The sequence below is a fragment of the Paenibacillus sp. MDMC362 genome, from assembly GCF_003269305.1.
Classification (GTDB): Bacteria; Bacillota; Bacilli; order Paenibacillales; family Paenibacillaceae; genus Paenibacillus_AQ.
In genome coordinates, this window is sequence record NZ_QLYT01000063.1 from 1 (window position 1) to 26053 (window position 26053).

General features: G+C 48.7%; 30 protein-coding genes and 1 riboswitch. Of the genes, 21 read left to right on the forward strand and 9 right to left on the reverse strand.

Annotated features, from left to right (window positions below; genetic code table 11):
* Positions 1-309 precede the first annotated feature (309 nt).
* The 3 genes from hxlA (at position 310) to DP091_RS26295 (ending at position 2018) form a co-directional block, all read left to right on the forward strand.
* On the forward strand, positions 310-942 hold the full coding sequence (gene hxlA / locus DP091_RS26285; protein WP_113061096.1) for a 3-hexulose-6-phosphate synthase: 633 nt from the start codon (positions 310-312) through the stop codon (positions 940-942).
* Between the two features lie 6 nt (positions 943-948).
* Complete coding sequence (gene hxlB, locus DP091_RS26290) at positions 949-1512, forward strand: 6-phospho-3-hexuloisomerase (protein ID WP_113061097.1); 564 nt, start codon at positions 949-951, stop codon at positions 1510-1512.
* Positions 1513-1598: 86 nt separating this feature from the next.
* Entirely contained in the window at positions 1599-2018 is a 420-nt protein-coding gene (locus tag DP091_RS26295; RefSeq protein WP_113061098.1) for a winged helix-turn-helix transcriptional regulator, read from the forward strand.
* 451 nt (positions 2019-2469) lie between these two features.
* Here the strand turns inward: DP091_RS26295 and DP091_RS32415 are convergent, their stop codons facing one another.
* The 4 genes from DP091_RS32415 to DP091_RS26315 form a co-directional block, all read right to left on the reverse strand.
* On the reverse strand, positions 2470-2568 hold the full coding sequence (locus tag DP091_RS32415) for an SRPBCC domain-containing protein (protein ID WP_373456953.1): 99 nt from the start codon (positions 2566-2568) through the stop codon (positions 2470-2472).
* A 139-nt stretch (positions 2569-2707) separates the two neighbouring features.
* Positions 2708-3004, reverse strand: coding sequence for a putative quinol monooxygenase (locus DP091_RS26305; RefSeq protein ID WP_113061099.1), 297 nt, complete (start codon positions 3002-3004; stop codon positions 2708-2710).
* A gap of 10 nt (positions 3005-3014) precedes the next feature.
* Positions 3015-3653 (reverse strand): nitroreductase family protein, encoded by a 639-nt coding sequence (locus DP091_RS26310; RefSeq protein ID WP_113061100.1) that lies wholly within the window; start codon positions 3651-3653, stop codon positions 3015-3017.
* Between the two features lie 27 nt (positions 3654-3680).
* Positions 3681-4082 carry a MarR family winged helix-turn-helix transcriptional regulator gene (locus DP091_RS26315; RefSeq protein ID WP_258394706.1) on the reverse strand — a complete coding sequence of 134 codons (402 nt, stop codon included), beginning with the start codon at positions 4080-4082 and terminating at the stop codon, positions 3681-3683.
* Positions 4083-4336: 254 nt separating this feature from the next.
* Here DP091_RS26315 and DP091_RS26320 point away from each other — a divergent pair, with 254 nt between their 5' ends.
* Positions 4337-4588, forward strand: coding sequence for a YolD-like family protein (locus tag DP091_RS26320; RefSeq protein ID WP_113061102.1), 252 nt, complete (start codon positions 4337-4339; stop codon positions 4586-4588).
* Between the two features lie 80 nt (positions 4589-4668).
* Here DP091_RS26320 and DP091_RS26325 read toward each other — a convergent pair whose 3' ends face one another.
* The 3 genes from DP091_RS26325 to DP091_RS26335 all read right to left on the reverse strand — a co-directional run bounded on the left by DP091_RS26325 (position 4669) and on the right by DP091_RS26335 (position 7851).
* Positions 4669-5772 (reverse strand): CobW family GTP-binding protein, encoded by a 1104-nt coding sequence (locus DP091_RS26325; protein WP_113061103.1) that lies wholly within the window; start codon positions 5770-5772, stop codon positions 4669-4671.
* A complete protein-coding gene (locus tag DP091_RS26330) occupies positions 5769-6743 on the reverse strand; it encodes a TIGR03943 family putative permease subunit (protein WP_113061104.1) in 975 nt (324 codons plus the stop codon). The genes DP091_RS26325 and DP091_RS26330 overlap by 4 nt, the downstream gene beginning before the upstream one ends.
* 97 nt (positions 6744-6840) lie before the next feature.
* Positions 6841-7851, reverse strand: coding sequence for a permease (locus DP091_RS26335; RefSeq protein WP_113061105.1), 1011 nt, complete (start codon positions 7849-7851; stop codon positions 6841-6843).
* 156 nt (positions 7852-8007) lie between these two features.
* Positions 8008-8087, forward strand: a riboswitch (ZMP/ZTP riboswitch).
* A gap of 65 nt (positions 8088-8152) precedes the next feature.
* On the opposite strand from DP091_RS26335, the gene DP091_RS26340 reads away from it, so the two are divergent.
* The 8 genes from DP091_RS26340 to DP091_RS26375 all read left to right on the forward strand — a co-directional run bounded on the left by DP091_RS26340 (position 8153) and on the right by DP091_RS26375 (position 16918).
* Positions 8153-9001 (forward strand): bifunctional 5,10-methylenetetrahydrofolate dehydrogenase/5,10-methenyltetrahydrofolate cyclohydrolase, encoded by an 849-nt coding sequence (locus tag DP091_RS26340; RefSeq protein ID WP_113061106.1) that lies wholly within the window; start codon positions 8153-8155, stop codon positions 8999-9001.
* 296 nt (positions 9002-9297) lie between these two features.
* Positions 9298-10290, forward strand: a complete 993-nt coding sequence (locus DP091_RS26345) for a LacI family DNA-binding transcriptional regulator (RefSeq protein ID WP_113061107.1) — start codon at positions 9298-9300, stop codon at positions 10288-10290.
* A gap of 181 nt (positions 10291-10471) precedes the next feature.
* Positions 10472-11974 (forward strand): glycoside hydrolase family 32 protein, encoded by a 1503-nt coding sequence (locus DP091_RS26350; protein ID WP_113061108.1) that lies wholly within the window; start codon positions 10472-10474, stop codon positions 11972-11974.
* Positions 11971-13392 (forward strand): sucrose-specific PTS transporter subunit IIBC, encoded by a 1422-nt coding sequence (locus DP091_RS26355; protein ID WP_113061109.1) that lies wholly within the window; start codon positions 11971-11973, stop codon positions 13390-13392. The genes DP091_RS26350 and DP091_RS26355 overlap by 4 nt, the downstream gene beginning before the upstream one ends.
* Positions 13393-13661: 269 nt before the next feature.
* The gene (locus DP091_RS26360; RefSeq protein WP_113061110.1) at positions 13662-14462 is read left to right on the forward strand and encodes a Cof-type HAD-IIB family hydrolase; all 801 of its coding nucleotides are present in this window, start codon (positions 13662-13664) and stop codon (positions 14460-14462) included.
* A gap of 352 nt (positions 14463-14814) precedes the next feature.
* Positions 14815-15162, forward strand: a complete 348-nt coding sequence (locus tag DP091_RS26365) for a PadR family transcriptional regulator (RefSeq protein ID WP_113061111.1) — start codon at positions 14815-14817, stop codon at positions 15160-15162.
* A gap of 2 nt (positions 15163-15164) precedes the next feature.
* On the forward strand, positions 15165-16181 hold the full coding sequence (locus DP091_RS26370; RefSeq protein WP_113061112.1) for a hypothetical protein: 1017 nt from the start codon (positions 15165-15167) through the stop codon (positions 16179-16181).
* Between the two features lie 257 nt (positions 16182-16438).
* The gene (locus DP091_RS26375) at positions 16439-16918 is read left to right on the forward strand and encodes a hypothetical protein (protein WP_258394704.1); all 480 of its coding nucleotides are present in this window, start codon (positions 16439-16441) and stop codon (positions 16916-16918) included.
* A 240-nt stretch (positions 16919-17158) separates the two neighbouring features.
* Here DP091_RS26375 and DP091_RS26380 read toward each other — a convergent pair whose 3' ends face one another.
* The gene (locus DP091_RS26380) at positions 17159-18202 is read right to left on the reverse strand and encodes a glycine-rich domain-containing protein (RefSeq protein WP_113061114.1); all 1044 of its coding nucleotides are present in this window, start codon (positions 18200-18202) and stop codon (positions 17159-17161) included.
* Between the two features lie 222 nt (positions 18203-18424).
* On the opposite strand from DP091_RS26380, the gene DP091_RS26385 reads away from it, so the two are divergent.
* The 3 genes from DP091_RS26385 to DP091_RS26395 all read left to right on the forward strand — a co-directional run bounded on the left by DP091_RS26385 (position 18425) and on the right by DP091_RS26395 (position 19684).
* Entirely contained in the window at positions 18425-18628 is a 204-nt protein-coding gene (locus DP091_RS26385) for a hypothetical protein (RefSeq protein WP_113061137.1), read from the forward strand.
* A gap of 28 nt (positions 18629-18656) precedes the next feature.
* Positions 18657-18932: a hypothetical protein gene (locus DP091_RS26390; protein WP_113061115.1), complete on the forward strand. Its 276-nt coding sequence runs from the start codon at positions 18657-18659 to the stop codon at positions 18930-18932.
* Between the two features lie 125 nt (positions 18933-19057).
* Positions 19058-19684 (forward strand): DedA family protein, encoded by a 627-nt coding sequence (locus tag DP091_RS26395; protein WP_113061116.1) that lies wholly within the window; start codon positions 19058-19060, stop codon positions 19682-19684.
* A gap of 19 nt (positions 19685-19703) precedes the next feature.
* On the opposite strand, the gene DP091_RS26400 is transcribed toward DP091_RS26395, so the two are convergent.
* On the reverse strand, positions 19704-19913 hold the full coding sequence (locus tag DP091_RS26400) for a hypothetical protein (protein WP_113061117.1): 210 nt from the start codon (positions 19911-19913) through the stop codon (positions 19704-19706).
* A 241-nt stretch (positions 19914-20154) separates the two neighbouring features.
* Here DP091_RS26400 and DP091_RS26405 point away from each other — a divergent pair, with 241 nt between their 5' ends.
* The 6 genes from DP091_RS26405 to mnhG are packed head-to-tail and all read left to right on the forward strand — an operon-like array spanning position 20155 to position 25982.
* Positions 20155-23013, forward strand: coding sequence for a Na+/H+ antiporter subunit A (locus DP091_RS26405; protein ID WP_113061118.1), 2859 nt, complete (start codon positions 20155-20157; stop codon positions 23011-23013).
* Positions 23014-23015: 2 nt separating this feature from the next.
* Entirely contained in the window at positions 23016-23354 is a 339-nt protein-coding gene (locus DP091_RS26410; RefSeq protein WP_071220369.1) for a Na(+)/H(+) antiporter subunit C, read from the forward strand.
* Positions 23347-24828 carry a Na+/H+ antiporter subunit D gene (locus DP091_RS26415; RefSeq protein WP_113061119.1) on the forward strand — a complete coding sequence of 494 codons (1482 nt, stop codon included), beginning with the start codon at positions 23347-23349 and terminating at the stop codon, positions 24826-24828. The genes DP091_RS26410 and DP091_RS26415 overlap by 8 nt, the downstream gene beginning before the upstream one ends.
* 5 nt (positions 24829-24833) lie before the next feature.
* Entirely contained in the window at positions 24834-25313 is a 480-nt protein-coding gene (locus tag DP091_RS26420) for a Na+/H+ antiporter subunit E (protein ID WP_113061120.1), read from the forward strand.
* The gene (locus DP091_RS26425) at positions 25310-25603 is read left to right on the forward strand and encodes a Na(+)/H(+) antiporter subunit F1 (protein WP_071220372.1); all 294 of its coding nucleotides are present in this window, start codon (positions 25310-25312) and stop codon (positions 25601-25603) included. The genes DP091_RS26420 and DP091_RS26425 overlap by 4 nt, the downstream gene beginning before the upstream one ends.
* Positions 25587-25982, forward strand: a complete 396-nt coding sequence (gene mnhG, locus DP091_RS26430; protein WP_071220373.1) for a monovalent cation/H(+) antiporter subunit G — start codon at positions 25587-25589, stop codon at positions 25980-25982. The genes DP091_RS26425 and mnhG overlap by 17 nt, the downstream gene beginning before the upstream one ends.
* The last annotated feature ends 71 nt before the right edge of the window (positions 25983-26053 follow it).

The window sequence follows — 26053 nt, forward strand, 5'->3', positions numbered from 1 at the left end:
GCAGATGCCACCTCCATATTCTGAATCAATTCGTTCAGCCTCCTTTCCGATCATTTTGTCCGGCCTGACAACTATATTAAACCACAGCCGAAGACTGGACTAAAGTGAACAAACAGGCTTAATTGTTTTTTACCAGCATCGAGACGAAAGATTCACAAATAAACGAAAACCTGAGAACCCTTGTCCCGCCTTATTACTTACTTCCACGTAAGTATCTCACTTATAAGTACGTACTTCCGGAAAGTAAACTATCTGCTCTACAATGGGCGTAGTCATTAACCAATACACTCATAAGGAGAGATTGACAATATGGAACTTCAATTGGCATTGGATTTGGTGAATATTCAGGAAGCAAAGGAAGTCGTGGCGGAGGTAGCGGAGTATATCGATATCGTGGAGATCGGCACGCCGGTTGTCATTAACGAAGGGCTTCATGCTGTCAAAGCGATTAAAGAGGCGTTCCCGCATCTGCGCGTGCTGGCTGACCTGAAAATTATGGATGCCGGCGGTTATGAAGTGATGAAGGCATCCGAAGCCGGTGCGGATATCATTACGGTGCTCGGCGTATCCGACGATTCCACGATCAAAGGCGCGGTAGCGGAAGCTCTCAAGCAAGGCAAGCAAGTGATGGTGGATATGATCAATGTAAAGGACATTGAAGGCAGGGCGCGGGAGATCGATGCTTTCGGCGTGGATTACATCTGCGTTCATTCCGGCTACGACCACCAGGCGGAAGGCAAAAACTCATTCGAAGAATTGGCGGCGATCAAACGTGTCGTGAAACAAGCCAAAACTGCCGTTGCGGGCGGAATCAAAATGGAGACGCTCCCTGAGGTGATTCAGGCGAATCCCGATCTCGTCATCGTCGGCGGCGGAATTACAAGCCAAACCGACAAGAAGGCCACAGCGGCTCAAATGAACGAGCTTGTGAAGCAGGCATAAGTCACCATGAGTCATAACATCTTTCAACATGCATCCGTCATTGCCAAGGAGTTATCGGAATCTGTACAGCAGGTGGATGCTGGCGAGATCGAGGACTTGATTGAACGGATCATGCAGTCCGATGCCGTCTTCTTGGCAGGGGGAGGAAGATCCGGTCTGATGATCCGGGCTTTCGCCATGCGGTTAATGCAGATGGGATTTAAGGTTCATATCGTCGGCGATACGGTAACACCGGCCATCGGAGCGCGTGACCTGCTTCTTATCGGTTCAGGCTCCGGCGAAACCCAAGGATTGGTATCCATGGCTCGGAAAGCCAAGGAGATCGGGTCCGCCGTTGCGGTCGTAACCGTGAGACCCGAATCGACTATCGGCAAGCTTTCGGATGCCATGGTCCAACTTCCGGGAACAACGAAGGAGCAGAATCAGGAATCACTTGTCACCGTTCAACCAATGGCTTCTTTATTTGAGCAGAGCATGCTGATCGTGCTCGATGCGGTTATCCTGAGATTGATGGAGAAAAGCAAGCTTCGCTCCGACCAAATGTTTAGCCTGCATGCCAATTTGGAATAAGAAGAACCGGAGATGATGATAGGTTTGCCGCTTTGATGATATCACCGCAACCGTTGTATAATATAGAGAAGAAGGGGTGATGCATTATGGCAAACGAGGTCAAGCAGCGAATTAATCTGAAGGAAATAAACTGCCATAAGGAGTTAACCCTGGCGGTCATCGGCGGCAAATGGAAACTGATCATCCTCTGGCATCTTGGCTTGGAAGGCGTGAAACGCTTCGGTGAACTGAACCGAATGATTCCCCACATCACGCAAAAAATGCTGACCAATCAGCTTCGTGAATTGGAGGAAGATCAGCTGGTCCACCGCGTGGTTTACCCTGAGGTTCCCCCTCGGGTCGAATATTCGCTTACACCTTACGGGGAGAGTTTGATGCCTATTCTAAAATTGATGTACGATTGGGGAAAAGATTACGGCGAACAAGTCATCTGGAAAGACGGCGAGTTGCCTGTGAATAAAGACGATGAACAGGCAGCGGAGGAAGCAGTCGCCCAAAAGCTGTAATTTCTCGAACCTGCTGCATGCGAATGCATGAGCAACGGGATCGTCACAATTTCATCCGGCAGTAAAATTCATACTTCCGAGGTTTATTTAACAAGGAAGCTGTCGTTTTCGAGCGGGAGCCGAGTAACAGCACGATTTTTCTTAAGATAACTTAGAGCAATGCTAGTATGGAAAAGCCCTCCTTATATGTTAAGGGGGGTTATTGAGCGTGATGATTCTGAGTTCTGAAGCATTAAAATAAACGGCGAGCCAATGGGCTCGCCGCCGCTGGTTTGCTCTTCCTTGATCCATATAATTGTTGCCGGCTTTCAAGGTATTCAGTGAGTTGATTAAACGTACCGCCAAATCCTTGTTTCACCATCGGAGCCATTTCATCAAATGCTGCTAGTTCTTCTGCAGTTGCGTTAACAGGTCCCCCTTGCATGGTAAGCGTGGTTTTTCCATCGTTTTCTTAGGAATACCCTTGAGGCCCCCACCATTTGCCGAAGATTTCAGGGTCGGTCCATACTCTAAAAACCAGTTCCCTGGGGGCATTGAAAACACGTGACAGAAGTAAGCCTTGTTAAGGGGACTTTTTATGGGAAGTTTATAAGATAAAATCCGAAGTAAATAGGGATATATCCATTTAATAAAAAAAGCCAAACTCGTCTGAACGAGTTGGCTTATTAAAAGCGACCGCAGTCTGTTCATTATTTGTTTATCGGTTGGCCGGCATATGCTTGGACATTTAGCGGAGCTGTGAGGTATTTTGGAGCTTTAGCTACAAATGCCTGAAAATGGCTGCTCGCATTGTGGAGCCCCACAGCTTCCTGGTCTTTCCACTGTTCAACCATGAGATACGTGTTATCCTGCTCCGTATCTTTAAGCAGCTTATAAGATTCATTTCCTTGTTCCGCGCGGGATGCCTCAATAAGTTCTTTTACGGATTCCAGAAATTCTGCCTCTAGTTCACTGTTTACTTTCATTTCTGCATGAATAATAATCATCGCGATGACCTCACTTCCACTCCGCAATACGATCAATAGGAAGACGGGTCGTCAGACGCGCTTCTTTGGCAGCTTTACCTACAGAGATGAGCATTACCGGCACATAACGTTCTTTCTCCATACCAAATGCCTCCGCAATCCGCGATTTGTCGTATCCGCCAATGGGGTTCGTGTCATATCCACGGGCACGAGCAGAAAGCATAAGCTGCATGGAGACCAAGCCGCTATCAATAAGGATCATTTCACGGAAAGACTGTGCCGGAATACGTCCGAAGAGATCGGTATAGTTTGCCATCATCTGATCTTTAATCTCTTGTGGCAGATAACCGCGTTCCACAGCGCTACCCATAATTTCATCTGCATTGTCGAATGCGTTCATATCTCCAAATACAGCAATGACTGCGGAAGAAGTTGAAACTTGCGTTTTGTTCCCTGGTGCAAGCTCTTCAAGCGTCGCTTTACCTTCCGGGCTATCAACGACAAGAAATCTCCAAGGCTGAAGATTAACGGATGACGGAGCCAAAGTCGCTTCTTCCAAAATTTCAGTCATTTCTTCACGGCTGATTTTGACCGATGGGTCGTATACCCGCACGGAGCGCCGGGAAGTAATAATTTCTTTATAATTATTGTTTAGGGAAGTTACAGTCATGATATTCTCTCCTTTAATCTCTATAAGTTAATTGGTCTTACTTGGTTCTTTCATTTGTTGAATTTGGCTGTTCAGTTTCTGTAGTGTTTGAACAAACGCAAGTCGCTCTGATTCCGTAAGGTCTGCCTGCAGTTCCTCCATAAAACGATCTTTCTCTGCCTTAAAAGCTGCTACTTTACTTTTGCCCGCTTCAGTTAGCTGTACCAACGTAATCCGGTTGTCATTCTCACATCTGGTTCGGAGAAGTATTCCTTCCGCTTCCAGCTGCTGAACATGACGGGTCACCGCGGCTGGATCAATAGACACTGCCTTCTGCAGATCCGATTGGCTAATTTGGCCCCCCGTCAGTTTGCATAGGAGTTCGAGCCGATTGGGGCTAACTCCAGCACATCGTTCAAACCGGGTCGAAATATGCTTGTTTAAATGCATTAGCAAATACAGCAGGTCTTCCGTATGGCACGTAGCGATTATAAAGACCCCCTTCAATTCATTGACTCGTCAATGTTTGATGGGTCAATCATATACTTTTGTTTTCTGAAAATCAAGTCTTTTGCATAAAAAACTGAATCGGATTTCATGTATAATAGAAAGTAGTTTCCTAATTCATAGAGTTGAGGAAAGATAGTTATTCATGGAGAATGTAATGCTAACGCATGAACAACATAAATCAGGAGGACAAGGTTATGGCAAAAGCAAAAGTTCCCAAGAGACCCACTAGAGATGAGTTTGTACTGGAAGAGCTCGGAAATCAGCTTACGGAAGCTTACCAGGAGGAATCGGTCATCGTACTGACGGTCTGGGGATGGGAAGAAGCAGTCCGCGGACAAATCGATCAAATGGACTCCCGCACAGGGAAGGTGCACATGAAAGAAAATGGCGTCATTACGAAGGTTCCTTTTATGGATATTATGGAAGTGAATTATCCCAGGGACTAATTGGAATTATATCGAAAAAGGAGATCCTGCGAGGATCTCCTTTAGTTTATCTCTGTCTAACTATAACCATCTATTCGCTGTCATTGTACCACGCCACTGAGCAAGCTTTCCCACTCCTGAACGATGTGGTTTTTGTCCAGACGATGGCCGATCAGCGTAAGATATCCACGTTGAAGCTGCAGCTTGCTTGGCTTACATTCAAGCTGTGAACCCGCCCACTGAACTAGAGAGGGACCCGTCGAGAGCTGGATGTAGCCTTTGGCCCGAATCAGGCTGGAGCCAAGTGCAGCGAGAAACGTCTCGATCGCGCTCAACTGAAGCGGGAAGGGGGATGGAGCAGATAAGGTCAAAGTATCCATGCCCGTGAAGGATGTGCTGCGGTGTCCAGACTCTTCTCCGTGCAGATGGCTATGGTGGTCATTGGCAGGTCTCTCTGGCTGGTGATGCGCATGCTTGCTGTGATCACTAGTCAACGGTGTGTCTTGCGTACGATCCGCAAGATTCCCTGGCTTCCCTTGCGAAGGTGGAAACGAATGGCTCGGGTCCTTAGAGGGCTCAAGCTGAAGCTGTAGCGTCGAAAACACTTCATTTTCATCCAAACGGCTGTAGTCGGTTACGGCCAGACTTGCCGCCGTGTTTATTTTTCTGATGGAGGTCATGACTTTGTTGATCTGTTTATCATCGCATTCCCCCGCCTTGTTAAGGATAATCATATCCGCGAAGCTAATCTGTCCCCGCAGGGTGCGCACCAGTTCACGACTGGATGCAAAGAAGCTGTTGTACTCGAGGAATTTGCTGCAGTCGGCCAAGGCAATTTTGCGCTGGATTGAGATTCGATCAGCCAGGGACGGATCCTGCAGATCCTCAAGAATCTGTTCAGGATTCGCCACGCCGGTCGTTTCGATGAATATGAGATCCGGCTTCTGATCGAACAGGGTTTGTAATGCTTGACCCATCTCGTCTCGCCTGGTGCAGCAGATACATCCGTCGAGCAGCTTCTCAATCGGAAGATCGGGGATTTGGCCGGAAACCGTATCGCCATCCACATCTTGTTCGCCCATCTCATTCATAAGCACGGCGGTTCTCCACTGCCGCTTGGCGGCATATTCCAGCAGTCTGAGCAGCAGCGTGGTTTTGCCGCTTCCCAAAAATCCGCTTATCAATACAACGGGTATCTTGTTCATTTATTTGTTACCTCCTTGGTCGGGGTTATCGAATACAGCTCGTCAAACTCTGCGACGGAGTCCGGATTCGTGAAAATGTAAGGGGATGCCGGCTGCTCGATCGGCTGAATCTGCTTCGCTTGAATTTGCAGAGTCTCTTTACCATTTAAGGTGGCTACCTGGATCGTGCCATCAATCTGGACCCACGTATCATTTGCGAACGACGCAGCATTCGTGCCGCGCACAAGAACCCCGAACGGTACGGCGTCGGCGGTGCAGCACATCACGAGGAATCGGCTGACGGCAAAGGTATCCTCATTCATATGTCCGTCGCGGAAGACGAAACCTTGCACCGAGATGGTTTTTCCTTGAAAATGCTCCTTGTACATATCCATGGCCCCGACAGTTTCCGAGAAAATGTCCGGTTCTACCTTAATGACGGGCAGCGAATATAAGCGCTTGGCAAGCTCTGCAAACTCCACACTATAGATGTCCTTGGCAACGAATCGTTCGTTCAAAGCGATATTTTCATCTGCCCCTTGATCCAAACCGGGTAATCGATTATCCGTCCCTGAAAAGGCGGACGTGTTGCGGTCATCGGTTTTACGCCGTACATCGGGATTCGGATAGGTGTAGATCATTCCTTTTTTGGATGCCATATCGCTGCCCAAGGCTTGGTCCGGCAGGAGCAGGCCAAACAGCAGCGGCACCGAGAATAACCCGTATACCGTTACGTTTTTGACAAGGCCGGTAGGCAGAGGGTGCTCGCAATCACACACCTCTCCGGAATCGCCCGAAAGAGAATGCCACATCATTCCGAATGCAATGAACAACAAGGGAACCGGGCAGAGAAGCAGCAGGGTCTGCATATGAGGCGCAAGGTAATATTCGAGCGAATCTGAAGCATTCAGATGCATGATATAAGCGGCGAGAGCCGCAACAAGCAGCGACCGGAGCATATAGTGAATCCGTATCCTCAAACTGGACTTCATTCTCCCAATCACCTCCAATCTCAAGCGGATACCTGATGATCCTACACGGTCCCGGTAATCTCGTTTGGTTTTTCGTCAATCTTTTATCCTTAGGCAGCTATCCACCCAAGAGTGCGTTGACGGCTACAGAGCCGATAAAGACAAGCGTCATCACCAGCAGGCTTAAACCGATCACGAATTTAGTCTTGAAAGTAGTCGACAGCATAAGCAAGCTTTTGAAATCCAGCATCGGGCCGAGCACGAGGAAGGATACGAGCGGACCTACGGTGAAGGTGTGCGTGAACGCCGATGCCACAAATGCATCCGAAGTCGAGCAGAGGGACAGAATGAAAGCAAACCCCATCATGAACAGGTAAGAAGCGGCGGGACCGTTCCCCAATGCCAGCAGCTCTTCTCTAGGAATGAAGGATTGGATGCAGGCTGTCAGGAATGCGCCAAGAACCAGGTATTTGCCCATTTCGATCAATTCGTCCCCGGCGTGGACAAACAGACTTCTCCAGGTTTTGGGATGCTCGTGCAGCTTGCGTTGACCAACGGCCGAATTTTGTTCGGAAAACTCTTGTAAGGAACGCTTGAGCGGGTTGTTCCTAGAAAATACATAGACAAGCAAACCTACCGTTACCGCGACTGCAAAAGCCAGTCCCATCCGGCCGATCGTTACCTCGGGATGTGAACGGAAGGCCATGATCGTCGCAGCGAACACAATGGGGTTCAGGATAGGCCCGCTGAGAATAAAGGTTACAGCGATGTAGGCAGGCATCCCCTTAAGCATCAATCTTCGGACGACCGGGATCATCCCGCATTCACAGATGGGAAAAACGATCCCCAGCATGGAAGCGAACAGGACGCCGATGACCGGATTTTTGGGCGTGATCCGACGCACCCACTGTTCTTTAACGAACAGCTGGAGAAGGGACGACAGCAGCACTCCAAGCAGCACAAAAGGAAGCGCCTCAAGGAAAATGCCCGTAAAAACCGTTTTTACCTGCTGTATGTCACGGCTTGATATTAGACCTGAATCGTTCTGCAGCCATATCGTCAAGACCGGTATCACGAAGACAAGCGGAATCATGAAGGGCAGCATTTTGAAGATTACCGGATTTTTCATTCGGGCCTCCTGGAGCGAATTGTTCTTAGGACATTCTATGCTTGTACCATCGGCAACATACTAGATTCTTGCAAATTAATCAAAAGAATTACGATTTAACACGTCAACTTCATGACCGGTAGCGCGAAGTCCAAAGTCGTGGTATATTTAAAAAAGTTATCTGTGTGTTACTGGCGTAGCTTGGGGTACCAAGAGGGAGCACATAGGATCATATGCCGTACGCCTGGGCAAGAGGTAAGGAGACGATCAGTCGCCTTGCCTCTTTATGTTTTTTAATACAATGGCGAAGGAGCGGATTAGCATGAGTAAGGAACCCGTAATTTTGGATGGAAAAAAGGTATCCGATGATATTAAGGATAAGCTGGCGGTGAAGGTACAGGAATTGAAGCAGCACGGGATAACGCCTTGTCTGGCAACGATTCTAGTTGGCGATGATCCAGCTTCGGCGACCTATGTGCGGATGAAGGGAAATGCTTGCGAGCGCCTTGGCATCATATCCAAGAAAGTGGTGCTGGAGACATCGACATCGACCGAGGAGCTGCTCGCCGCGATACAAGAGCTGAACGAGGATCCGAATGTCCACGGTATTCTGCTCCAGCATCCGGTGCCGCATCATATCGATGAACGGGCGGCTTTTGATGCCATAGCCATTGAAAAAGACGTGGATGGTGTGACCACGCTCGGTTTCTCGCAAAATGCGTTTGGTTTTGCCGATTATCCGTCTTGTACGCCTGCCGCGATTATTGCGATTATGGATTATTATGATCTGCCGATCGAAGGGAAGCATGCCGTGGTGGTCGGACGCAGTCCGATTCTGGGTAAGCCGGTATCAATGATGCTGCTCAATCGCAATGCTACCGTTACGATCTGCCACTCGAGAACGAAGAACCTCGGGGAGCTTGTGTCCCAGGCGGATATCGTGGTTGCGGCCGTAGGCAAGCCTAATTTCATTCAGGGGAACTGGATTAAGCCGGGAGCCGTTGTATTGGATGCCGGCTACAATAAAGGGAATATCGGCGACTGCGATTATGAAGCCTGCGCAAAGGTGGCATCTGCGATTACACCGGTACCGGCAGGTGTCGGCCCCGTTACGATTGCTACATTGCTGAAGCATACCGTCGAATCGGCCGAGCGAACCGTGCAAGCCTAAGGGAAATCCATAGACCATTTGTTTATGAATGAAGGGTGCGCCGATGAATTGTCCCCTTCGAATCGTTTACTTTCTAGCAAGAGCCTGGAACTTGGAAAAGATATGGTTCCTGCCATAATAGGCTTGGAGTCCCCATTTCACGGATTCCTGGACGTCATGGTATAGTTAGGAAAAAAGCGAAACGAAGGGGAGAGATTCATGCACAAACGAAACATGATCCATTGTACTGCCCAACTAGGAGCTGTGGAGGACCATCTGTTCGTTGCAGCGCCGCAAGCGGCTCTCGGGAGCACCGAATGAAGAACACGATTGCAGATATTGCCAAAAAAGCCGGAGTCGCCAAAAGCACGGTCTCCCGTTTCTTAAACGGAGGCTCCGTCAGCAATGCAACACGCCAAAAAATTGAGCTGGTCATTCAGGAAACCGGCTATATTCCGAATTCGTTTGCACAAAGCTTGAAAGCGAAGAAAACCAGCATGATCGGCACCATTGTACCGCGTCTGGATTCATTCTCAGCATCCCAGACCGTTGCCGGCATGGATGAAGAGTTAAGGAAACACGGTTATCAGCTTCTTATTATCAATGCAAGCCAGGACTTATCCAGGGAGATTGAAGCGCTGTATGATCTCGCCAGGCAAAAAATATCTGGCATTATTTTATTTGCCACTCAAGTGACGGAAACCCATCTTGCCGCGATTCAAGAGATCGGCATCCCTGTCATCCTGTTAGGACAGCAGCATAAGGATGTTCACAGCATGATTTATAACGACTATGCCGCAGGCTATGACATGGGCCGATATGTGCTGTCCAAGGGACATCGCCATATTGCCTATATCGGGGTGACGGAACAAGACGTTGCTGTCGGAGTTCAGCGGAAGGAGGGGTTTCTGAAAGCGGTAAGCGAGTACAGTGAGGCGGAAGCGGATCTCTATGAGAGTGGATTTAAGATGTCGGATGGTGTAAAGACCGCATGGTCCATTTTTGAATCGAACCGAACGATGCCAACTGCCGTGGTCTGCGCAACGGACAACATTGCGTTAGGCGTTATGAAAGCGGCACATATGAAGGGCATTCAAATTCCTAACGAACTCTCCGTTACCGGATTTGGCGGATACGACGTAACCGAGGTGATTCATCCTGGATTGACAACGGTTAAATATGGATATTCCCAAGCGGGTCATCTCGCCGCACAGCATATTATGAAGCTGGTCAACGACGAGCCTGTGGATTTTCTGACGGTTATGAGCTGCGATATGATTCATCGCGAAAGCGTTGACAATCTAAAATAGGTATTTTATACTGAAAAAAGCGGAACCGGTTCCAATACTGCATTTGCTTGGTATTGGAGCTGTGTTCATTATTTTTACTCCTTATTGGAACCGGTTCCACTATAGGTGAGTTAGGCAGATGTTCATGGATAGCATGAACCGTTTGATTTTTTTAGTAAGCCCATTTATAAGGAGAAGAGATATGGACAGAGAACAGAAATACCGACGCCTGGATCAGGCTTCTCCCGAAGAGCTTTCCTCCCTAAGGGAGAAAGTGAAATTAAGCGAATGGAGGCAGAGGTTTCACGTACAGCCCATCATGGGCTTGCTGAATGACCCTAACGGGTTTTCTTATTATAACGGGGAATATCACTTATTTTACCAATGGTTTCCGCTGGGTACGTATCACGGCTTGAAATACTGGTACCATACATCCTCGAAAGACCTGGTGCATTGGCAAAACCGAGGCATCGCCATTGAACCTGGCCACTCGCAGGATGCTTATGGCGCTTATTCGGGCAGCGGAATCGTGAAAGACGGCAAACTGTATCTGATGTATACCGGAAATGCGCGGGATGAGGAATGGAACAGGCAATCTTATCAATGCATGGCCGTGATGAACCGTGATGGATTGGTCACGAAGCTCGATAAGCCGCTGATCGACCGTGTGCCGGACGGATATACCGAACACTTTCGGGATCCGAAGGTATGGAAGGACGAAGACAAATACCGGTTCGTCATCGGCGCCCAAAGGGGCGATCAGACAGGAACGGCTGTCGTATATGAATCACCGGATTTGCTGGATTGGACATGTAAAGGGGAAATCCAAACCCGTCTTGAACATTTCGGCTATATGTGGGAGTGCCCCGATTATTTTGAACTGGAAGGACGGGGCGTGCTGCTGTTTTCGCCGCAGGGGCTGAGCCCGCAAGATGACGCATACCGGAACATTTACCAATCCGGATACATCTCGGGCAAGCCGCTGGACCGGAGCACGCTGGAGTTTGAACACGGCTCGTTTTACGAGCTGGACAGAGGTTTTGACTTCTACGCACCGCAGACCATGCTGGACGAGCAAGGCCGGCGCATCATGGTAGGCTGGATGGGTTTGCCGGAGGTCGTCTATCCAACTGACTCGCATGGCTGGGCGCATTGTTTGACTCTTCCGCGTGCGTTCTCGTTCCGTGAGGGCAAGCTGATCCAGCAGCCGGTCCCCGAGTTGGAAGTGCTCCGCAATAAGGCCAAGGAAGCAGCGGATACACTTTACAGTGAAGTGAAGAGTTATGCAGGAGTTGAGGGAACCGTATTCGAGTTGATATGCGAGTTTCATGCGATCGAAGCGGACGCCGTCGGCATTGAATTTCGAGCCGGCGAAACAGAGCGGACAGTCATCTGGTATGACGCTGTCAGGCAAAAGGTTACACTGGATCGCTCATCATCAGGTGCAACGATTGTGAGTGATTACGGAACGACACGAACCTGCATGCTGCATGCCAAAGCAAACACGATCAAATTCCATCTTTTTGTGGATATTTCTTCGGTAGAGGTGTTCGTTAATGATGGCGAAGAGGTATTTACGAGTCGGATATTTCCAAAGCGGGACAGCCGTCATATACGATTTTTCGCAACAAACGGCAGCACTGGCTTGAAGGTCAAGAAGTGGGATCTTGCCCAAGCCGTAAAAGATATAGAAGGGGATGAATGAACATGGCAGCGGATAATCGGAACATTGCAAAGCAGGTAGTGGAGGCCATCGGTGGCAGGGAGAACATCGCTTCCTTTGCTCACTGTGCTACGAGACTTCGTATTATGGTTCACGATCAGAAGAAGATTGACCAGAAGAAGGTCGAGAATATTGATAAGGTCAAAGGCGCTTTTTTCAACTCCGGCCAATATCAGATCATTTTCGGAACAGGAACCGTCAATCAGATTTTTGAAGCGGTTGAATCGCTTGGCTTGGAGAGCACAAGCAAGGATGAGTTGAAATCCGAAGCGAAAAAATCAGGGAATCCGTTCCAGCGGGCGATTCGTACGTTCGGTGACGTGTTTGTGCCGATTATCCCGGTACTAGTCGCCACTGGCTTGTTCATGGGATTACGGGGATTGCTGACCCAGGACACCGTGCTTGCCTGGTTTGGTGCGACACCGGATGATATCTCGGCTAATTTTCTGCTCTTCACCCAGGTGCTGACGGATACGGCTTTCGCTTTCTTGCCGGCTTTGGTCGCCTGGTCCGCGTTCAGGGTGTTCGGGGGCAGTCCCGTGCTGGGTGTCGTCCTTGGTTTGATGCTGGTTAATCCGGCTCTTCCCAACGCTTATAGCGTGGCAAACGGTTCGGCTGAGGCACTCATGATTTTTGATTTCATTCCGGTCGTAGGGTATCAGGGCTCGGTTCTGCCGGCATTCTTCATTGGACTACTGGGCGCGAAATTCGAGAGATTTTTGCGAAAACGCATTCCTGAAGCGATTGATTTGATCGTTACGCCGTTTCTAACCTTGCTTGTAATGATAACCCTCGGCCTGTTTGCGATCGGCCCCGTGTTCCACTCCCTGGAAGAGGTGGTCCTGAACGCGACGACTTTCTTGCTGGAGCTGCCATTTGGCATTGCAGGTCTTGTGATCGGCTTCTTCAATCAGATTATTGTGGTCACAGGCGTGCATCATATTTTCAATTTCCTTGAAATTCAGCTTCTTGAGAAGACGGGAAGCAATCCGTTTAATGCAATCGTGACTAGCGCCATGGCAGCGCAGGGGGCAGCTTGTCTGGCTGTCGGACTTAAGACGAGAAACAAAAAACTAAAGGCTTTATCCCTGCCGTCCGCATTCTCGGCCATGCTGGGAATATCGGAGCCGGCGATCTTTGGGGTCAACCTCCGTTACGTCAGACCGTTCGCAATCGCCTTGATCGGCGGTGGCGTGGGCGGTTTCATGGCTTCCATCTTCCAACTCGAGGCTACGGGGATGGCGATTACCGTAATTCCCGGTACGCTCTTATACTTGAACAGCCAGCTTCCTCTTTACATTTTGTGCAATGTTACCGCGATGGCTTTAACTTTTGTGCTGACTTGGCTGTTCGGATTCAATGATAAAATGCTCGATGAGGTTCGCTCGGAAGCAAAATAAGCCCTCAGAAGAAGTCCGTCTGCATAAGGCGGACTCTTTTTGTTGTCGCTAGATAAGAAAATGACGGCAAATTGCGCTTATGTTCATGTAGATGGTTATCTTGGATTCATCGATATTAAATACCATAGAGACCGTGCTCCTGTACGGTTTTTATGCATTATCGGGAAGTGTCCGAACGACCTTGCTGAAATAATGTCTTGCTCTGAAATGCTTTTCATCATTTACAATATGGTTACTGGCTAGAATATACGGAAGAGGGGCGAGTTTCATTGAATAAGAAAATCATATTTTTTGATATTGACGGGACGCTGCTGGATCATGACAAGAAAGTTCCGGTTACAACGAAGGAGTCCATTCGGGAGTTAATGGGTGCCGGGCACATCGTCGCCATAGCGACAGGGCGCGCTCCTTATCATTTTGAAGAGCTGCGGGAGGAACTCGGTATCAATTCCTATGTTTGTTTGAACGGTCAGTATGTGGTTCATGAAGACAAACCGATATATGGAAATCCATTGGCGCAAGATGCCTTGCAGAAGCTGACGGAGCAGGCCGTTGAGTTTGATCATCCAATCATATATGCCGGCAGCGAAGCCATGAAGATGAACGTAACCGAGCATGTTCATATTGATTCCAGCTGGGGGGAACTAAAACTCACGATCCCTGAATATGATCCGGAATATTATTTGGGCAGAGATATTTATCAGGCTATTGTATTCTGCACGGAGGATGAGGAAGCGGCTTACGTGAACAAATTCGAGGGCCGGTTCGATTTCGTTCGATGGGGTCCTTATGGAATCGATGTGTTGCCGTCCGGGGGATCCAAAGCCGAAGGGATCAAACAATTGATTCAGCTGCTGCACATTGATCTGGAAGATACTGTGGCCTTTGGCGATTATCTAAATGATCTGGAGATGCTGTCGTACGTGGGCCACGGTGTGGCGATGGGCAATGCGCCGGAAATCGTCAAGAAGGCGGCCAGGCATATAACCAGGGATGTTGGTCAAGACGGTATACAGTACGGCCTTCGTATGTTGGGCCTGCTGGGCAAGGAACCGCAGGAAATCGTGTAGTTAATTTAGGATAAAAATCATGCAGCGTGTCAGTCTTCGTTCCTGCGGGACGATAAGGACTGGCATGTTTTCGGTTTGAAGTGCATTTCGAGAAGCGCATTTTTGACGATGGAACGAAGGAGTAACATCGCTGTGAATATAAGAGCATTTAAGAAGGTTATCTTATGACCCGGGATTGTCCGGCCGTAAGATAACCTTTTTTTTTGATGAAAGTGCAGGGTCTTCACGTGGCCTGCTGCCTGGTTTAGCAGCCTTGCAACAAGTATAATTGAAAAATAATTGTTAATAATTATTAATTGTCTATATACATTAGTGTGTGACGTACAGTATAATGTTACCAGGAGTTGATGATATGTCAGAGGATCAAGATATTCTGAACAGTTTGGTGCAGGAGCTTCGGCGAGGAACCATCATACTTGGTGTCCTCAGCCAATTGTCGGAACCTCAGTATGGATACTCATTGGTGACCATATTGCAGGAGAAGGGGATCAGCGTGGAAGCGGGTACCCTGTATCCCTTGCTGCGGCGGTTGGAAAAACAAGGCTTGCTGGATAGCGAGTGGGATACGAATGAAGCTCGTCCGAGGAAATATTACATCATAAGTCAGACAGGGAAAGAAATATATCGCCAGCTTTACCATGAATGGAAAGATATGATGACAAGTCTTAAAGGGCTTGTTGATGACAAGGGGGAGGTTTAATAATGGATCTGATTAACAGGTATATTTATGCAGTGACGCAGAAGCTGCCCGAATCACAAAGAGCCGATATTGAAAAGGAACTGCATGGGCTCATCGAAGATATGCTGGAAGACAGGGGCGCAGGCGTCGGGATTGCAAGCACTGAAGATGTGGAAAAGGTGCTGCTCGAGCTCGGGCCACCCGGAGACATGGCAGCTAGATATAGAGGAAGAGAACGGTATCTCATCGGCCCCGGTTTAATTGACAGTTATTGGTCCGTCCTGCGAATTGTATTGTACTCGGTGGCCGTCGCGCTTGGCATCGCGTATATGGTTGATTTCTTTACAAGCTCGGATCCGAACGCCGAGAAGCTTCTGGAATATTTAGTCTCATTGCTGAGTGTGGCTATTCACGGGTTCGCATGGGTTACCGTTATTTTTGCCTATATCGAATATCGCGGTGCTCGGCAAGTTTCCAAAGACGCTTGGCAACCATCGGATTTGCCTGTAATTCCGGAACCAGCCGTTCGGATTAAACCGATCGAGTCGGTGCTGGGCATTCTATTCTCCGTGCTGTTCTTCGTACTATTTACGTTTTCCATTGACCTGATCGGTGTTCATCGGTTTGATGAAAACTCGATCGCCATTCCGGTGTTTGATCAGGCTGCGTTTGCCAAGTATTTGCCGCTGATATGGCTTCTTACCGCCTTCAGCATATTCAATGAAGCCAGGAAATTAATCACAAGAAAGTGGACGCCGCAGATTGCCGTCATGCATGTCATATTTAACGTTGCTTCCGTTATCGTTGCGGTGATCCTGTTCTCCGATATGACGATTTGGAATCCGATATTCATGGATCAGCTCGTTCAAGCGGGTCTCGTAACACCGGGAAATGAATCATACGACCTCGTAAAATCAATTTGGGATCGATCCCGAGATGGTCTTATTTACGTCATCGTGATCATTACCCTCATTGATACCGTGTCCGTTCTGATGAAGCGGTTTCGGCGGAAGGAAGGAAATACAGCTTTAACTAAATAAAGACATAAGTATTGAAGTAAAGGGTGTCCCAAAAGATCTTGGATCTGGCGGGATGCTCTTTTTTTGCTATTAGGAGCCACTCCTTATACGAATCGTTCCATTAACGACACGCAGCTTATTGGATAAGCATAGGATAAGGAACGAAGCAAATAATTTTTTGACAAAAATGTGAATGATATGTGTCAAAATTATGTACAATGGTGTTATAATAAGGTAAGAGTCAAATGAAAACCCTTACAGAATGAACGGAGCTGATTATGATGAAATACGCAATCCATTACTCTACAAGAATGAAAGACGTTATTTTATTTTCCTTTGTCATTAGCATTATCCTGTTTCAGGTAGCTACCTTGACCCAATATTCCTATCCTGTCCTATTCTATATGCAGATGGCGGTGAATGTCGTTGTTGTTGCGGCACTAGCAATTGAAGGGTATGCCCGATTGGTGAAACGGGAAGTGAATATTCAGGATAATTCGGATACGATTACAATCAATGGCGTAGAGATTCATGCCGATCAGATTCGTGAGATCAAGGTTTCCGGATGCCATAAAGCCGCATTCCAGATAAACCTCAAGAACAAGAACGTGAACCCGATGTATTGCTGCTTTAAATTTGAAGAGAAGAATTGTGAAGGAATTCGAAGTCTTACGCGTTGGGCCGAGCGGAACCAGGTTTCCGTGCGTAAGGTCGGACCGCAAACTCGTTCCGGGTTGGTACTCACATCAAACCATTAATTGACGAATAATGATTTATATTATGAATAGAAGCACCTGAACCTTGAAGAGTAGGTTCAGGTGCTTCTTTGTTGTCGTTGTAGAGGAGGGGTGTTTTTCCGGGCATCCGTATCTATAGAAACTGAAAGTTTAACCCATGTTAAGATCCTGTTTCAAGGCAGGTTCATTTGGTCAGAAATACAGCCAAGAATGCTTTTGCTCGATTCATTAATAAGCAGGCGTTCTTGTTAATTTTGCAACTTAGCTGCTGCAGCCGCCGCCACAGCCACTCCCGCAAGAGGACCCGCTGCTGCAGGATGAACCGCTGCTGCAAGAGGATCCAGATCCGTCGCCTGAAGATCCATCACCCGAATCGGATCCGCCGGACCCGCATGCCGAGGCATAGGTGCATGAGGAGCTGCTATTATTTTTATGAAGCTCGCGCTCATCAGGGATCATGTGGTCACCAAATTGTTCCGGTGCGTTCCAGGCAAAAAAGACGGCCGCTGCCAGGAGCACATCGCTATTTTGGAAATTGACCGACTTCTCTTGTCGCTCCGGCCTCTCTTGGGCGGTTCTAACCCGATCCTGCAGATCCTGGATGATTGCATCAATGGCCGTGCGGGCTGCAGGAATCTTCTCATAGGTCCAGGCATTAAAGCGCTTCTGTTCATGATTCACGGTGAAGTGGCGGGAAGTTACGGCCTCCAGTTCTTCGCGCGGCAGCGGGACCCGGAAGAAAGCTCCCCATAGCTTGGCGCTATATTCATGCCAGCCAAATAATTGTACATATACCGTATCAAACCACGCGCGTTCATTCGGAATAGGCACATGCTCGCTCCCGGTGTTTGGAGCGTGGTGAAGCATTTTGCCAAGAAAGCGTTCCGAGAATTGTTGGTACTCGTATGTATACATCAGCATCTCATGCCATACTTCATCCACGTCTTTACTGAACATCGGGACACGATCCAGCACCGCGCACATGATAAAGAACCGTTTAAGCTCCTGCCATCTCCATGCATACTCCTGTTCGGACAGATTCGGATGCTCACTCATCACCCGTTGCTTCAGCATGTTCTGATAGGTGTAGGGAAGCGCAGCCTCCAGTCTTCCGACAAGCTCGCTCGCCGGGCTTCCTGCCTTGACGATCGGCGGCAGCTGGGGTGTTTTCCCGCGTCGGAGCTTATTGCCTTTAGGGAGCTGCTGGCTGCTGTGTTTGCGTAACGAGCGTTTCACGAAATAAGAAATAATCCATACATCCACCGCAACAAATAAAATAATCAAAATCCAGGTTGTTGTGTTCATTACATGTTCCTCCTTCTTTATAGTGTTCGGAGGTCGGCTTATTATTTCTCTCCTAAGTAAATTATGGCAAATGTGATGCGTGTTGGCAATTGAAATTGGAGAAGATCATAACTTGAATTTAGGGGCTTCTTTATGATACATTCCGTGTGTATCAAGCGAGTGTTTGATCATGGAGCCATGATCTTGATGGATGGCAATTACGTTTACTTTAGGAGCATACATATGTTAACAGGTTGGAAACTATCCGTATTAGGTATTCTTGTTGTAGGCGTTACCGGCATCGTTGCGTCGATTACCGGTCTGATTGAGCCCGGCCGGGCGATAGCGCTTTTCGTTGTATTCGTACTCTTTATTGGGGCGCTGGAGCTGCTGGAACGAATCAAGAGCCGCAGAAAGAAGAAGGGGGAAGTGCGATCTTCCAAATAAAAATGCAAAGACAGCAAGGAGGGAGCTTGTGAATTGGGTAGCCGTACAGCCGTACTACAAAATCAACCGAGTGGTGGATGGTATCGAACAACGGACGGAAGAGCAGGGGCGGGAGATGTTCCTATATGAGGATCGAATTGTAACGAAATACCGGGAGTTCCCGATCAACCAGGTCTTTGATCTGTCGTATCGGCCTATGGGAGACGGCGGTGGTTTCTTATATTTGCACACCCAGCAAGGCGTGTATTCGTACACGGTAAAGGATGATCCAGGTTCTTTTATATCGGCATTTAAAAATCTCTAATGGCATGATCCATAAATAAAACTGGTCTCAGGTCCAGTTCATATCCTCGCCTACAGCACGTTTGCGAAAGCCACGTTGTCATATAAGCTGATACTATATTCTAGGGACGGATTAGGGGGACAGGAGTGGATACGCTATTAGATTTTATTGAACAGATCGGGCACTATGCATTATTCCTCGTATTGTGCCTTGGCTTGGTCGGTCTCCCCGTGCCTAATGAAGTCGTGGCAATGACAGGCGGAGCGTTAGCGGCATCCGAGATTTTAACGCCGGTTCCGTCTTTTATCATGACCTTTCTTGGCGTGTGTTCGGGATCGACGGTAGGTTACATGCTTAGCCGCTTTACCGCGAGCAAGCTGTTAAACCGTGCCCAGGAAAAGTCAAAGATACGCCAGTTTCTCGATGTATCCGAACGTTTGACCCGTCAATATGGCAATTACGCCATATGTATCAGCGCTTTTTTGCCCATCCTGCGCAACGTTACTCCCTATGCGGTTGGCATGAAGGGGATGCCGTATCGCAGATTTGCGGTGTATTCATATTCCGCGTCCTTTGTATGGACCATCGGTTACTTCTCTTTGGGCATGTTTGTCGGAGATCAGGTCGTCGATCATATTGGGGCTCTTATTGACCGGTATGGGTATTATGCTGCGGGAATTGTCGCGGTGCTGGCCATCATTCTGATCATTTCCTCGGTAATTCGAAGAAATAAACGAAGCAAAGAGAATGAAGAAGTTCAGTTTCACGGATAAATGCCGTAGGCCTGTTTAATTAGGGCTCATCCGGCAGGGGCTTGGGTGACGTGCGAATGATTTTTACGTATTCTCGGGGTAAGAACCATGGGATTTCTTGAATTTGATAAACTCTGGTTGACTTGTTATCTTGTTGATAGCCGGGATGCGTACGTTTATTCGTTAAGATGGCGGCTGCCAAAATTGCAAGAAAGATGAAAGCGCAAACAGCGGCTTTTTTGATTATCATGGGAATCACTCCTTTACAAACAGTGATTTCCCAATGGACCTCTTTTCATTCCAAGATACCTTTGACAAAGCTTTGATCTCAAGATATACTGATTTTCAGTGTGATTCGAAAAAATACCATATGGTTTTACCTGGAGGAGCCTGCCATCAACGGGCTCTTTTTGTGTTTTTTTGGAGTTATAGCTAAATAATAGGGAAATACTACTAATGAAGGAAAAATCGGACTGTAGGAGGAGTAGACTTTGTCTTTGCTGCACATCGCCGTCATGGCACCTTTTATTGTAGCGCTTGTGGTTATGTTGACCTACAAGCTCATTGGCCGTGTCCACACCGGATGGGTCATTTTGCCGGTACCGGTTGTCCTGTTCGCCTATTTTTTAGGACTTATCCCAACCATTCAGGGAGGTGAAGAGCTTCAAGCTGTCCTGGTATGGATTCCAAGCGTGGGAATAAACTTTACCGTTTATTTGGATGGGTTAAGTTTGATTTTTGCACTTTTAATATCTGGTATTGGTTCACTCGTCGTTTTGTACTCCATCTTCTATATGGATAAGAGTAAGGAAGCAGTCCACAAATTTTACATTTATCTGCTTCTGTTCATGGGCGCGATGCTTGGTGTCGTGCTCTCCGATAACCTGATGGTGCTGTACGGTTTCTGGGAACTGACAAGCATCTCGTCATTCCTGCTGATTGCATTCTGGCATCATCGCGACCGCTCCAGATACGGAGCTTTAAAATCCATGCTGATTACCGTATTCGGCGGACTTGCCATGTTTGCTGGGTTTATTCTCCTTTATATCATGACAGGCTCCTTTAGCGTCCGGGAGATCGTAGCTAATGTGGGAAGCATTGCGGGAGACGCGCTGTTCATTCCGGCCATGATCCTGATTCTGCTGGGGGCATTCACCAAATCCGCTCAGTTCCCGTTCCATATTTGGCTGCCGGATGCGATGGAGGCACCGACTCCGGTTAGTGCTTATCTGCACTCTGCTACGATGGTTAAGGCCGGTATTTATCTTGTGGCACGTTTTAGCCCGGTGTTTGCCGGTCAAGCCTCCTGGTTCTGGATCATTGCGATTACGGGCTTGACCACGCTGATCTATGCTTCGATCCGAGCGATCAAGCAGACGGACCTGAAAGCGCTGCTGGCATTCTCCACCATCAGCCAATTGGGACTGATTATGAGCTTGCTCGGTCTTGGCTCTGCCGCAGCTTATTATGGGGGCGGCGTGGACACGCTGCTCTATACGAAAGCAACGACAGCGGCCATCTTTCATCTGATGAATCATGCGATATTTAAGGGCGCTTTGTTTATGGTCGTCGGCATCGTGGATCATGAGACGGGCACCCGCGACCTGCGGAAACTCGGAGGTTTAATGTCGCTCATGCCGATCACGTTCACCGTGGCCGTCATAGGCGCATTTTCCATGGCCGGTCTGCCTCCGTTTAACGGATTCCTGAGTAAAGAGATGTTCTTTACGGCGGTCCTTCAAGCGTCTCAGATGAATTTCTGGAATGCCGAGACCTGGGGTGTGCTGATACCGATCGTTGCCTGGATCGCCAGCGTATTTACGTTCCTGTACAGCATGATCCTGGTTTTCAAAACCTTCACCGGCCGCTACCAGCCCGAAAAGCTGGAGAAGAAGCCGCACGAAGCACCGCTGGGAATGCTGATTCCCCCGGTTATTCTGGCATCGCTGGCCATCGTGTTCGGTCTGTTTCCGAACCTGCTGTCTCATGCACTGATTGAACCGGCGATGGCCGCCATTCATCCGGGGCTGCTCGTGGCGGAGGATCGCTTCCATGTGCATATCGAAATGTGGCACGGCTGGACCATGGAAATTTACATGACCATCGGAATCATTGTTCTCGGTACCGTTCTATGCAAGCTTCACGCCAGAGCGCGTATCTTGAACACAACGCTTTTCAAGCGGTTTACATTGAACCATCTGTATGACGGGGGATTGCGCGTTCTCGAAAAGGGCGGCAAATCGCTGACCTCAACCTACATGACAGGTTCGCTGCGTCACTATGTGATCTATATCTTTGTGTTTTTCATAGCTGTTCTTGGCGGAGGACTGCTGCTGGTCGATCATATCGGATTCGATATGACGGACTACGCACCGATGTCCTTCTATGAGGCCGTTGCCATACTCGGCCTGGTCATCCCTGTCATTGTGCTCCCGTTCGTACGGACACGATTAATGGCGATTATATTAACCGGGGCTGCGGGTTATATGGTGACCTTGTTCTTCGTCCTGTTCCGAGCACCAGATTTGGCGTTGACCCAGATGGTTGTCGAGACTGTTTCCGTCATGCTGTTCCTGCTCTGTTTCTATCATCTGCCGAAGCTGAAGCGGGAGAAGGTGCCAATGAGCCTGAAGTGGAAAAATCTGCTGATATCGGTAGGCGTCGGTGCTGTCGTAACCTTGATCGCGCTGGCTGCAAGCAGCGGCAGAACCTTCGACTCGATTGCGGATTACTTCATTAAAGAGAGCTACCACTCGGCCGGCGGTAAAAATATCGTCAATGTCATTCTGGTGGACTTCCGCGGATTTGATACTTTGCTGGAAATTATGGTTCTGGGCATTGCGTCTCTCGGGATCTATGCCTTGATAAAAGTTGATTTGGGTGAAGGGGTTATAGGTGAACGGGATCGTTATGAAGGGGCATATCTGCCCGACAGCAATGATGTTATCCTGCGCACCATATCCAAGGTGGTCGTCTTTATCGTCGTAACGTTCTCGTGGTTCCTGTTCAACTCGGGACACCATGAGCCGGGCGGAGGATTTATCGGGGGGCTGATGACTTCAGCCGCACTGGTTCTGTTATCGATGGCTTTCGGCATGGACATGACCCGCAAAATCGTGCCTTTCGAATTCCGAAAGGTTACGGCTGCAGGACTTGCCATTGCCCTGCTTACAGGGATCGGTTCTTTTGCCTTTGACGCACCGTTCTTAAGTCATTCCTTCGATTATTTCAACCTGCCGTTGCTCGGGGAAACCGAGCTGGCTACAGCGGTTCTCTTCGACCTCGGCGTCTATTTAGCCGTCGTTGGCGTGACGATGACCATCATCAATTCGATTGGGAGGGATAACTGACCATGGAACTGTATATGTCACTTGCCATCGGAATTATATTCGCGGTTGGGATTTACCAGATCCTATCCAAAAGCTTGCTGCGGATCATTCTCGGTACATCACTGTTAACCCATGGCGTCCATCTGCTGCTGCTCACTATGTCCAGGCTGAAGACCGGTGCTGCTCCGCTGCTTGGCGAGAAGGCTTCATCCTATGTTGACCCCGTTCCGCAAGCGTTGATCCTGACATCCATTGTCATCAGTTTTGGCGTCACATCATTCTTCTTCGTATTGGCGTACAAAGCGTATCAACGCTTGGGAACGGACAACATGGAGGAGCTAAGGGGGATGGATGATGAATAATGTAATTGTTCTGCCTCTCCTTATTCCGTTAGTTACTGCCGTAATTCTTATTTTTTGCTCCAAATACGTTCGCGTTCAGCGCTGGATCAGTGTGGTCAGTGTCGTACTGAACCTGCTTGTGGCGTTGTTCATCGTGAATCAGGTAAACAACGAAGGCATCCAAACGCTACATATGGGCGGATGGCTGCCGCCTTATGGGATCGTGTTTGTAGCCGATATGCTCGCGGCACTGCTGGTGCTCACGACGTTGATTGTGGCTGCTGCCTGTCTGTTCTATTCCTTTCGGAGCATCGGGGAAGAGAGAGAGAAGCATTACTTCTATGCCTTTTTTCAATTTTTACTGGCCGGAGTGATCGGATCGTTTCTGACAGGGGATCTGTTTAACCTGTTTGTCTGCTTTGAGGTCATGCTGATCGCTTCCTATGCGCTGATTGTGCTGGGGGGCACCAAGCGGCAGCTGAGAGAAACCCTCAAGTACATGCTGATTAATATTATTTCATCCACCTTGTTTGTTGCAGCCGTTGCTTATTTGTACGGCACGGTCGGCACGCTGAACATGGCGCATCTGTCCCTGCGCGTGGCAGAAATACAGCAGGACGGAATCTTGTCGGTCATCGGCCTGTTGTTCCTGATTGTATTCGCTCTGAAGGCAGGCTTGTTCCTGTTCTTCTGGCTGCCCGGTTCCTACAGCGCGCCTCCGGCGGCAGTTACAGCTTTGTTCGGCGCGCTGCTTACGAAGGTTGGATTATATGCGATTATCCGTACCTTTACGCTGATCTTCCATCACGATACCGGCGGCATCCACGCTGTTATCGGCTGGATGGCCGCGGCAACGATGATTTTGGGAAGTTTGGGTGCGGTTGCGTATAAGGATCTTGGACGAATCCTGAATTATAACATTATTATCAGCGTCGGCTTTATCGCCTTCGGCATAGCTTCGGCATCTTCAGATTCCTTGAACGGGGCTGTATTCTACTTGATGCATGACATGATTGCAAAGGCGCTGCTCTTTATTCTTGGCGGAATCATCATTGCCAGTGCGGGTGCTAACAAGCTGAGTGATATGGGTGGCCTGATGAAGAGCCATCCCTTGGTGGGATGGATGTTCTTTATCGTTGCATTGGCTCTGGTCGGCATCCCGCCCCTTAGCGGATTCCTTGGCAAGGTTCTTATCGTTCGCGGTGGTTTGAGCGAGGGGCATTATGGGTTGACGGGGCTGGCACTGGCATCAAGCCTCGCGGTCTTGTATTCCCTGATCAAGGTATTTATGGGGGCATTCTGGGGCGAATCACCCGGGCATACGGAATCGCAGCCAGTCAGAATCCATCGGACAGCTTATGTGGCAGCTATTGGACTAACGGTTATGGTGATTGTCCTTGGAGTGGGTTCGGAGTGGATTTATTCCTATACCTCTCAAGCAGGCGCCGTATTATCCGATCCATCACTATATATTAACGCTGTACTAAAGGAGTAGTGGATATGGGCCATCAAATCCTGTTAAATATCATCATTGCCGTTGTCTGGATGTTCCTGAACAATAACTGGTCCCCCCAGCACTTGATAGTCGGCTATCTGATCGGTATGTTGCTGATATATCTGTTGCGCCGCTTTTGGCCAAACGATTTCTATTTGCGCAAGCTGTGGTCTATCCTGCTGCTGCTGCTTTTGTTTCTAAGCGAGCTGTTTAAATCGAGTATCACCGTCATCGGTCAGATTATAAGACCGAAGCTGAATGTTCGCCCCGGCATCTTCGCCTACGAAACGGAGCTTAAGTCCGACTGGGAGATTACGGTCTTATCGTGCCTGATCTGTTTGACGCCAGGAACGCTTACCCTGGAAGTCTCTCGCGATGGTCAGACGCTGTATATCCATGCGATGGATATCGAAGATGTCGAAGAGCTCTCGAATCAGATCCGCGGTACCTTTGAACGCGCGATCAAGGAGGTGACCCGAACATGATCCATGGCATGCTGATCGCCTCATTGGTGATTTTGTCGCTTGCTATTCTGGGCTGCCTGTACCGATTAATCAAGGGACCTTCCATGAACGACCGGATCATGTCGCTGGATACGATCGGAATTATCCTGTTGTCCATGATCGCTGTCCTGTGCATGCTGTTCCGGACATCCGTGTACTTTGATATCATTCTGTTGATCGGAATTCTTACGTTCATCGGAACAACCGCGCTTGCCAGATATATTGAGAGGGGTGATGTCATTGAACGCACAAACGATGAGTCAGATCGGTGAGTTTCTGATCGCGCTGATGGTGCTGCTCGGAGCTTTGCTGGGTGCATTGAGTGCATTCGGCCTTATTCGGCTGCCGGATGTTTATATGAGGTCCCATGCAGCTACGAAAAGCGCCACACTGGGCGTCCTCTTGATCCTTGCCGGCGCATTTCTGTATTTCACCTTCTACCTGGAGCATGTCAGTGCCAAACTGCTGCTGGGAATCGTATTCGTATTTATTACGGGGCCGGTAGCGGGTCACTTGAACGGGAGAGCGGCATATCGATCAGGCGTGTCCATGTGGGAGAACAGCGTTCACGATGACCTTAAGCCTGAACTGAAGCGCGAACGTGAGCGGATGCGAGCTTCCCGGAAGGGTGAGCATTCCGAGAAAGGATGACCGTCAACCGTAAACAAGGTCCCGATTGAATGATCGAGAAGATGAGATGGGCTTTCCAAGCATATGGGAAG

Bases quoted from the DNA above. Each gene is read 5' to 3' on its own strand.
- DP091_RS26305 (WP_113061099.1), bottom strand. From the start codon at position 3,004: ATGATTATTATTCATGCAGAAATGAAAGTAAACAGTGAACTAGAGGCA.
- DP091_RS26350 (WP_113061108.1), top strand. From the start codon at position 10,472: ATGGACAGAGAACAGAAATACCGACGCCTGGATCAGGCTTCTCCCGAA.
- hxlB (WP_113061097.1), top strand. From the start codon at position 949: ATGAGTCATAACATCTTTCAACATGCATCCGTCATTGCCAAGGAGTTA.
- DP091_RS26420 (WP_113061120.1), top strand. From the start codon at position 24,834: ATGGGCCATCAAATCCTGTTAAATATCATCATTGCCGTTGTCTGGATG.
- DP091_RS26400 (WP_113061117.1), bottom strand. From the start codon at position 19,913: ATGATAATCAAAAAAGCCGCTGTTTGCGCTTTCATCTTTCTTGCAATT.
- DP091_RS26415 (WP_113061119.1), top strand. From the start codon at position 23,347: ATGAATAATGTAATTGTTCTGCCTCTCCTTATTCCGTTAGTTACTGCC.
- DP091_RS26380 (WP_113061114.1), bottom strand. From the start codon at position 18,202: ATGAACACAACAACCTGGATTTTGATTATTTTATTTGTTGCGGTGGAT.
- DP091_RS26315 (WP_258394706.1), bottom strand. From the start codon at position 4,082: ATGCATTTAAACAAGCATATTTCGACCCGGTTTGAACGATGTGCTGGA.
- DP091_RS26340 (WP_113061106.1), top strand. From the start codon at position 8,153: ATGAGTAAGGAACCCGTAATTTTGGATGGAAAAAAGGTATCCGATGAT.
- DP091_RS26355 (WP_113061109.1), top strand. From the start codon at position 11,971: ATGAACATGGCAGCGGATAATCGGAACATTGCAAAGCAGGTAGTGGAG.
- DP091_RS26320 (WP_113061102.1), top strand. From the start codon at position 4,337: ATGGCAAAAGCAAAAGTTCCCAAGAGACCCACTAGAGATGAGTTTGTA.
- DP091_RS26410 (WP_071220369.1), top strand. From the start codon at position 23,016: ATGGAACTGTATATGTCACTTGCCATCGGAATTATATTCGCGGTTGGG.
- DP091_RS26385 (WP_113061137.1), top strand. From the start codon at position 18,425: ATGTTAACAGGTTGGAAACTATCCGTATTAGGTATTCTTGTTGTAGGC.
- DP091_RS26345 (WP_113061107.1), top strand. From the start codon at position 9,298: ATGAAGAACACGATTGCAGATATTGCCAAAAAAGCCGGAGTCGCCAAA.
- DP091_RS26325 (WP_113061103.1), bottom strand. From the start codon at position 5,772: ATGAACAAGATACCCGTTGTATTGATAAGCGGATTTTTGGGAAGCGGC.
- mnhG (WP_071220373.1), top strand. From the start codon at position 25,587: ATGAGTCAGATCGGTGAGTTTCTGATCGCGCTGATGGTGCTGCTCGGA.
- hxlA (WP_113061096.1), top strand. From the start codon at position 310: ATGGAACTTCAATTGGCATTGGATTTGGTGAATATTCAGGAAGCAAAG.
- DP091_RS26335 (WP_113061105.1), bottom strand. From the start codon at position 7,851: ATGAAAAATCCGGTAATCTTCAAAATGCTGCCCTTCATGATTCCGCTT.
- DP091_RS26365 (WP_113061111.1), top strand. From the start codon at position 14,815: ATGTCAGAGGATCAAGATATTCTGAACAGTTTGGTGCAGGAGCTTCGG.
- DP091_RS26330 (WP_113061104.1), bottom strand. From the start codon at position 6,743: ATGAAGTCCAGTTTGAGGATACGGATTCACTATATGCTCCGGTCGCTG.
- DP091_RS26370 (WP_113061112.1), top strand. From the start codon at position 15,165: ATGGATCTGATTAACAGGTATATTTATGCAGTGACGCAGAAGCTGCCC.
- DP091_RS26310 (WP_113061100.1), bottom strand. From the start codon at position 3,653: ATGACTGTAACTTCCCTAAACAATAATTATAAAGAAATTATTACTTCC.
- DP091_RS26295 (WP_113061098.1), top strand. From the start codon at position 1,599: ATGGCAAACGAGGTCAAGCAGCGAATTAATCTGAAGGAAATAAACTGC.
- DP091_RS26425 (WP_071220372.1), top strand. From the start codon at position 25,310: ATGATCCATGGCATGCTGATCGCCTCATTGGTGATTTTGTCGCTTGCT.
- DP091_RS26375 (WP_258394704.1), top strand. From the start codon at position 16,439: ATGATGAAATACGCAATCCATTACTCTACAAGAATGAAAGACGTTATT.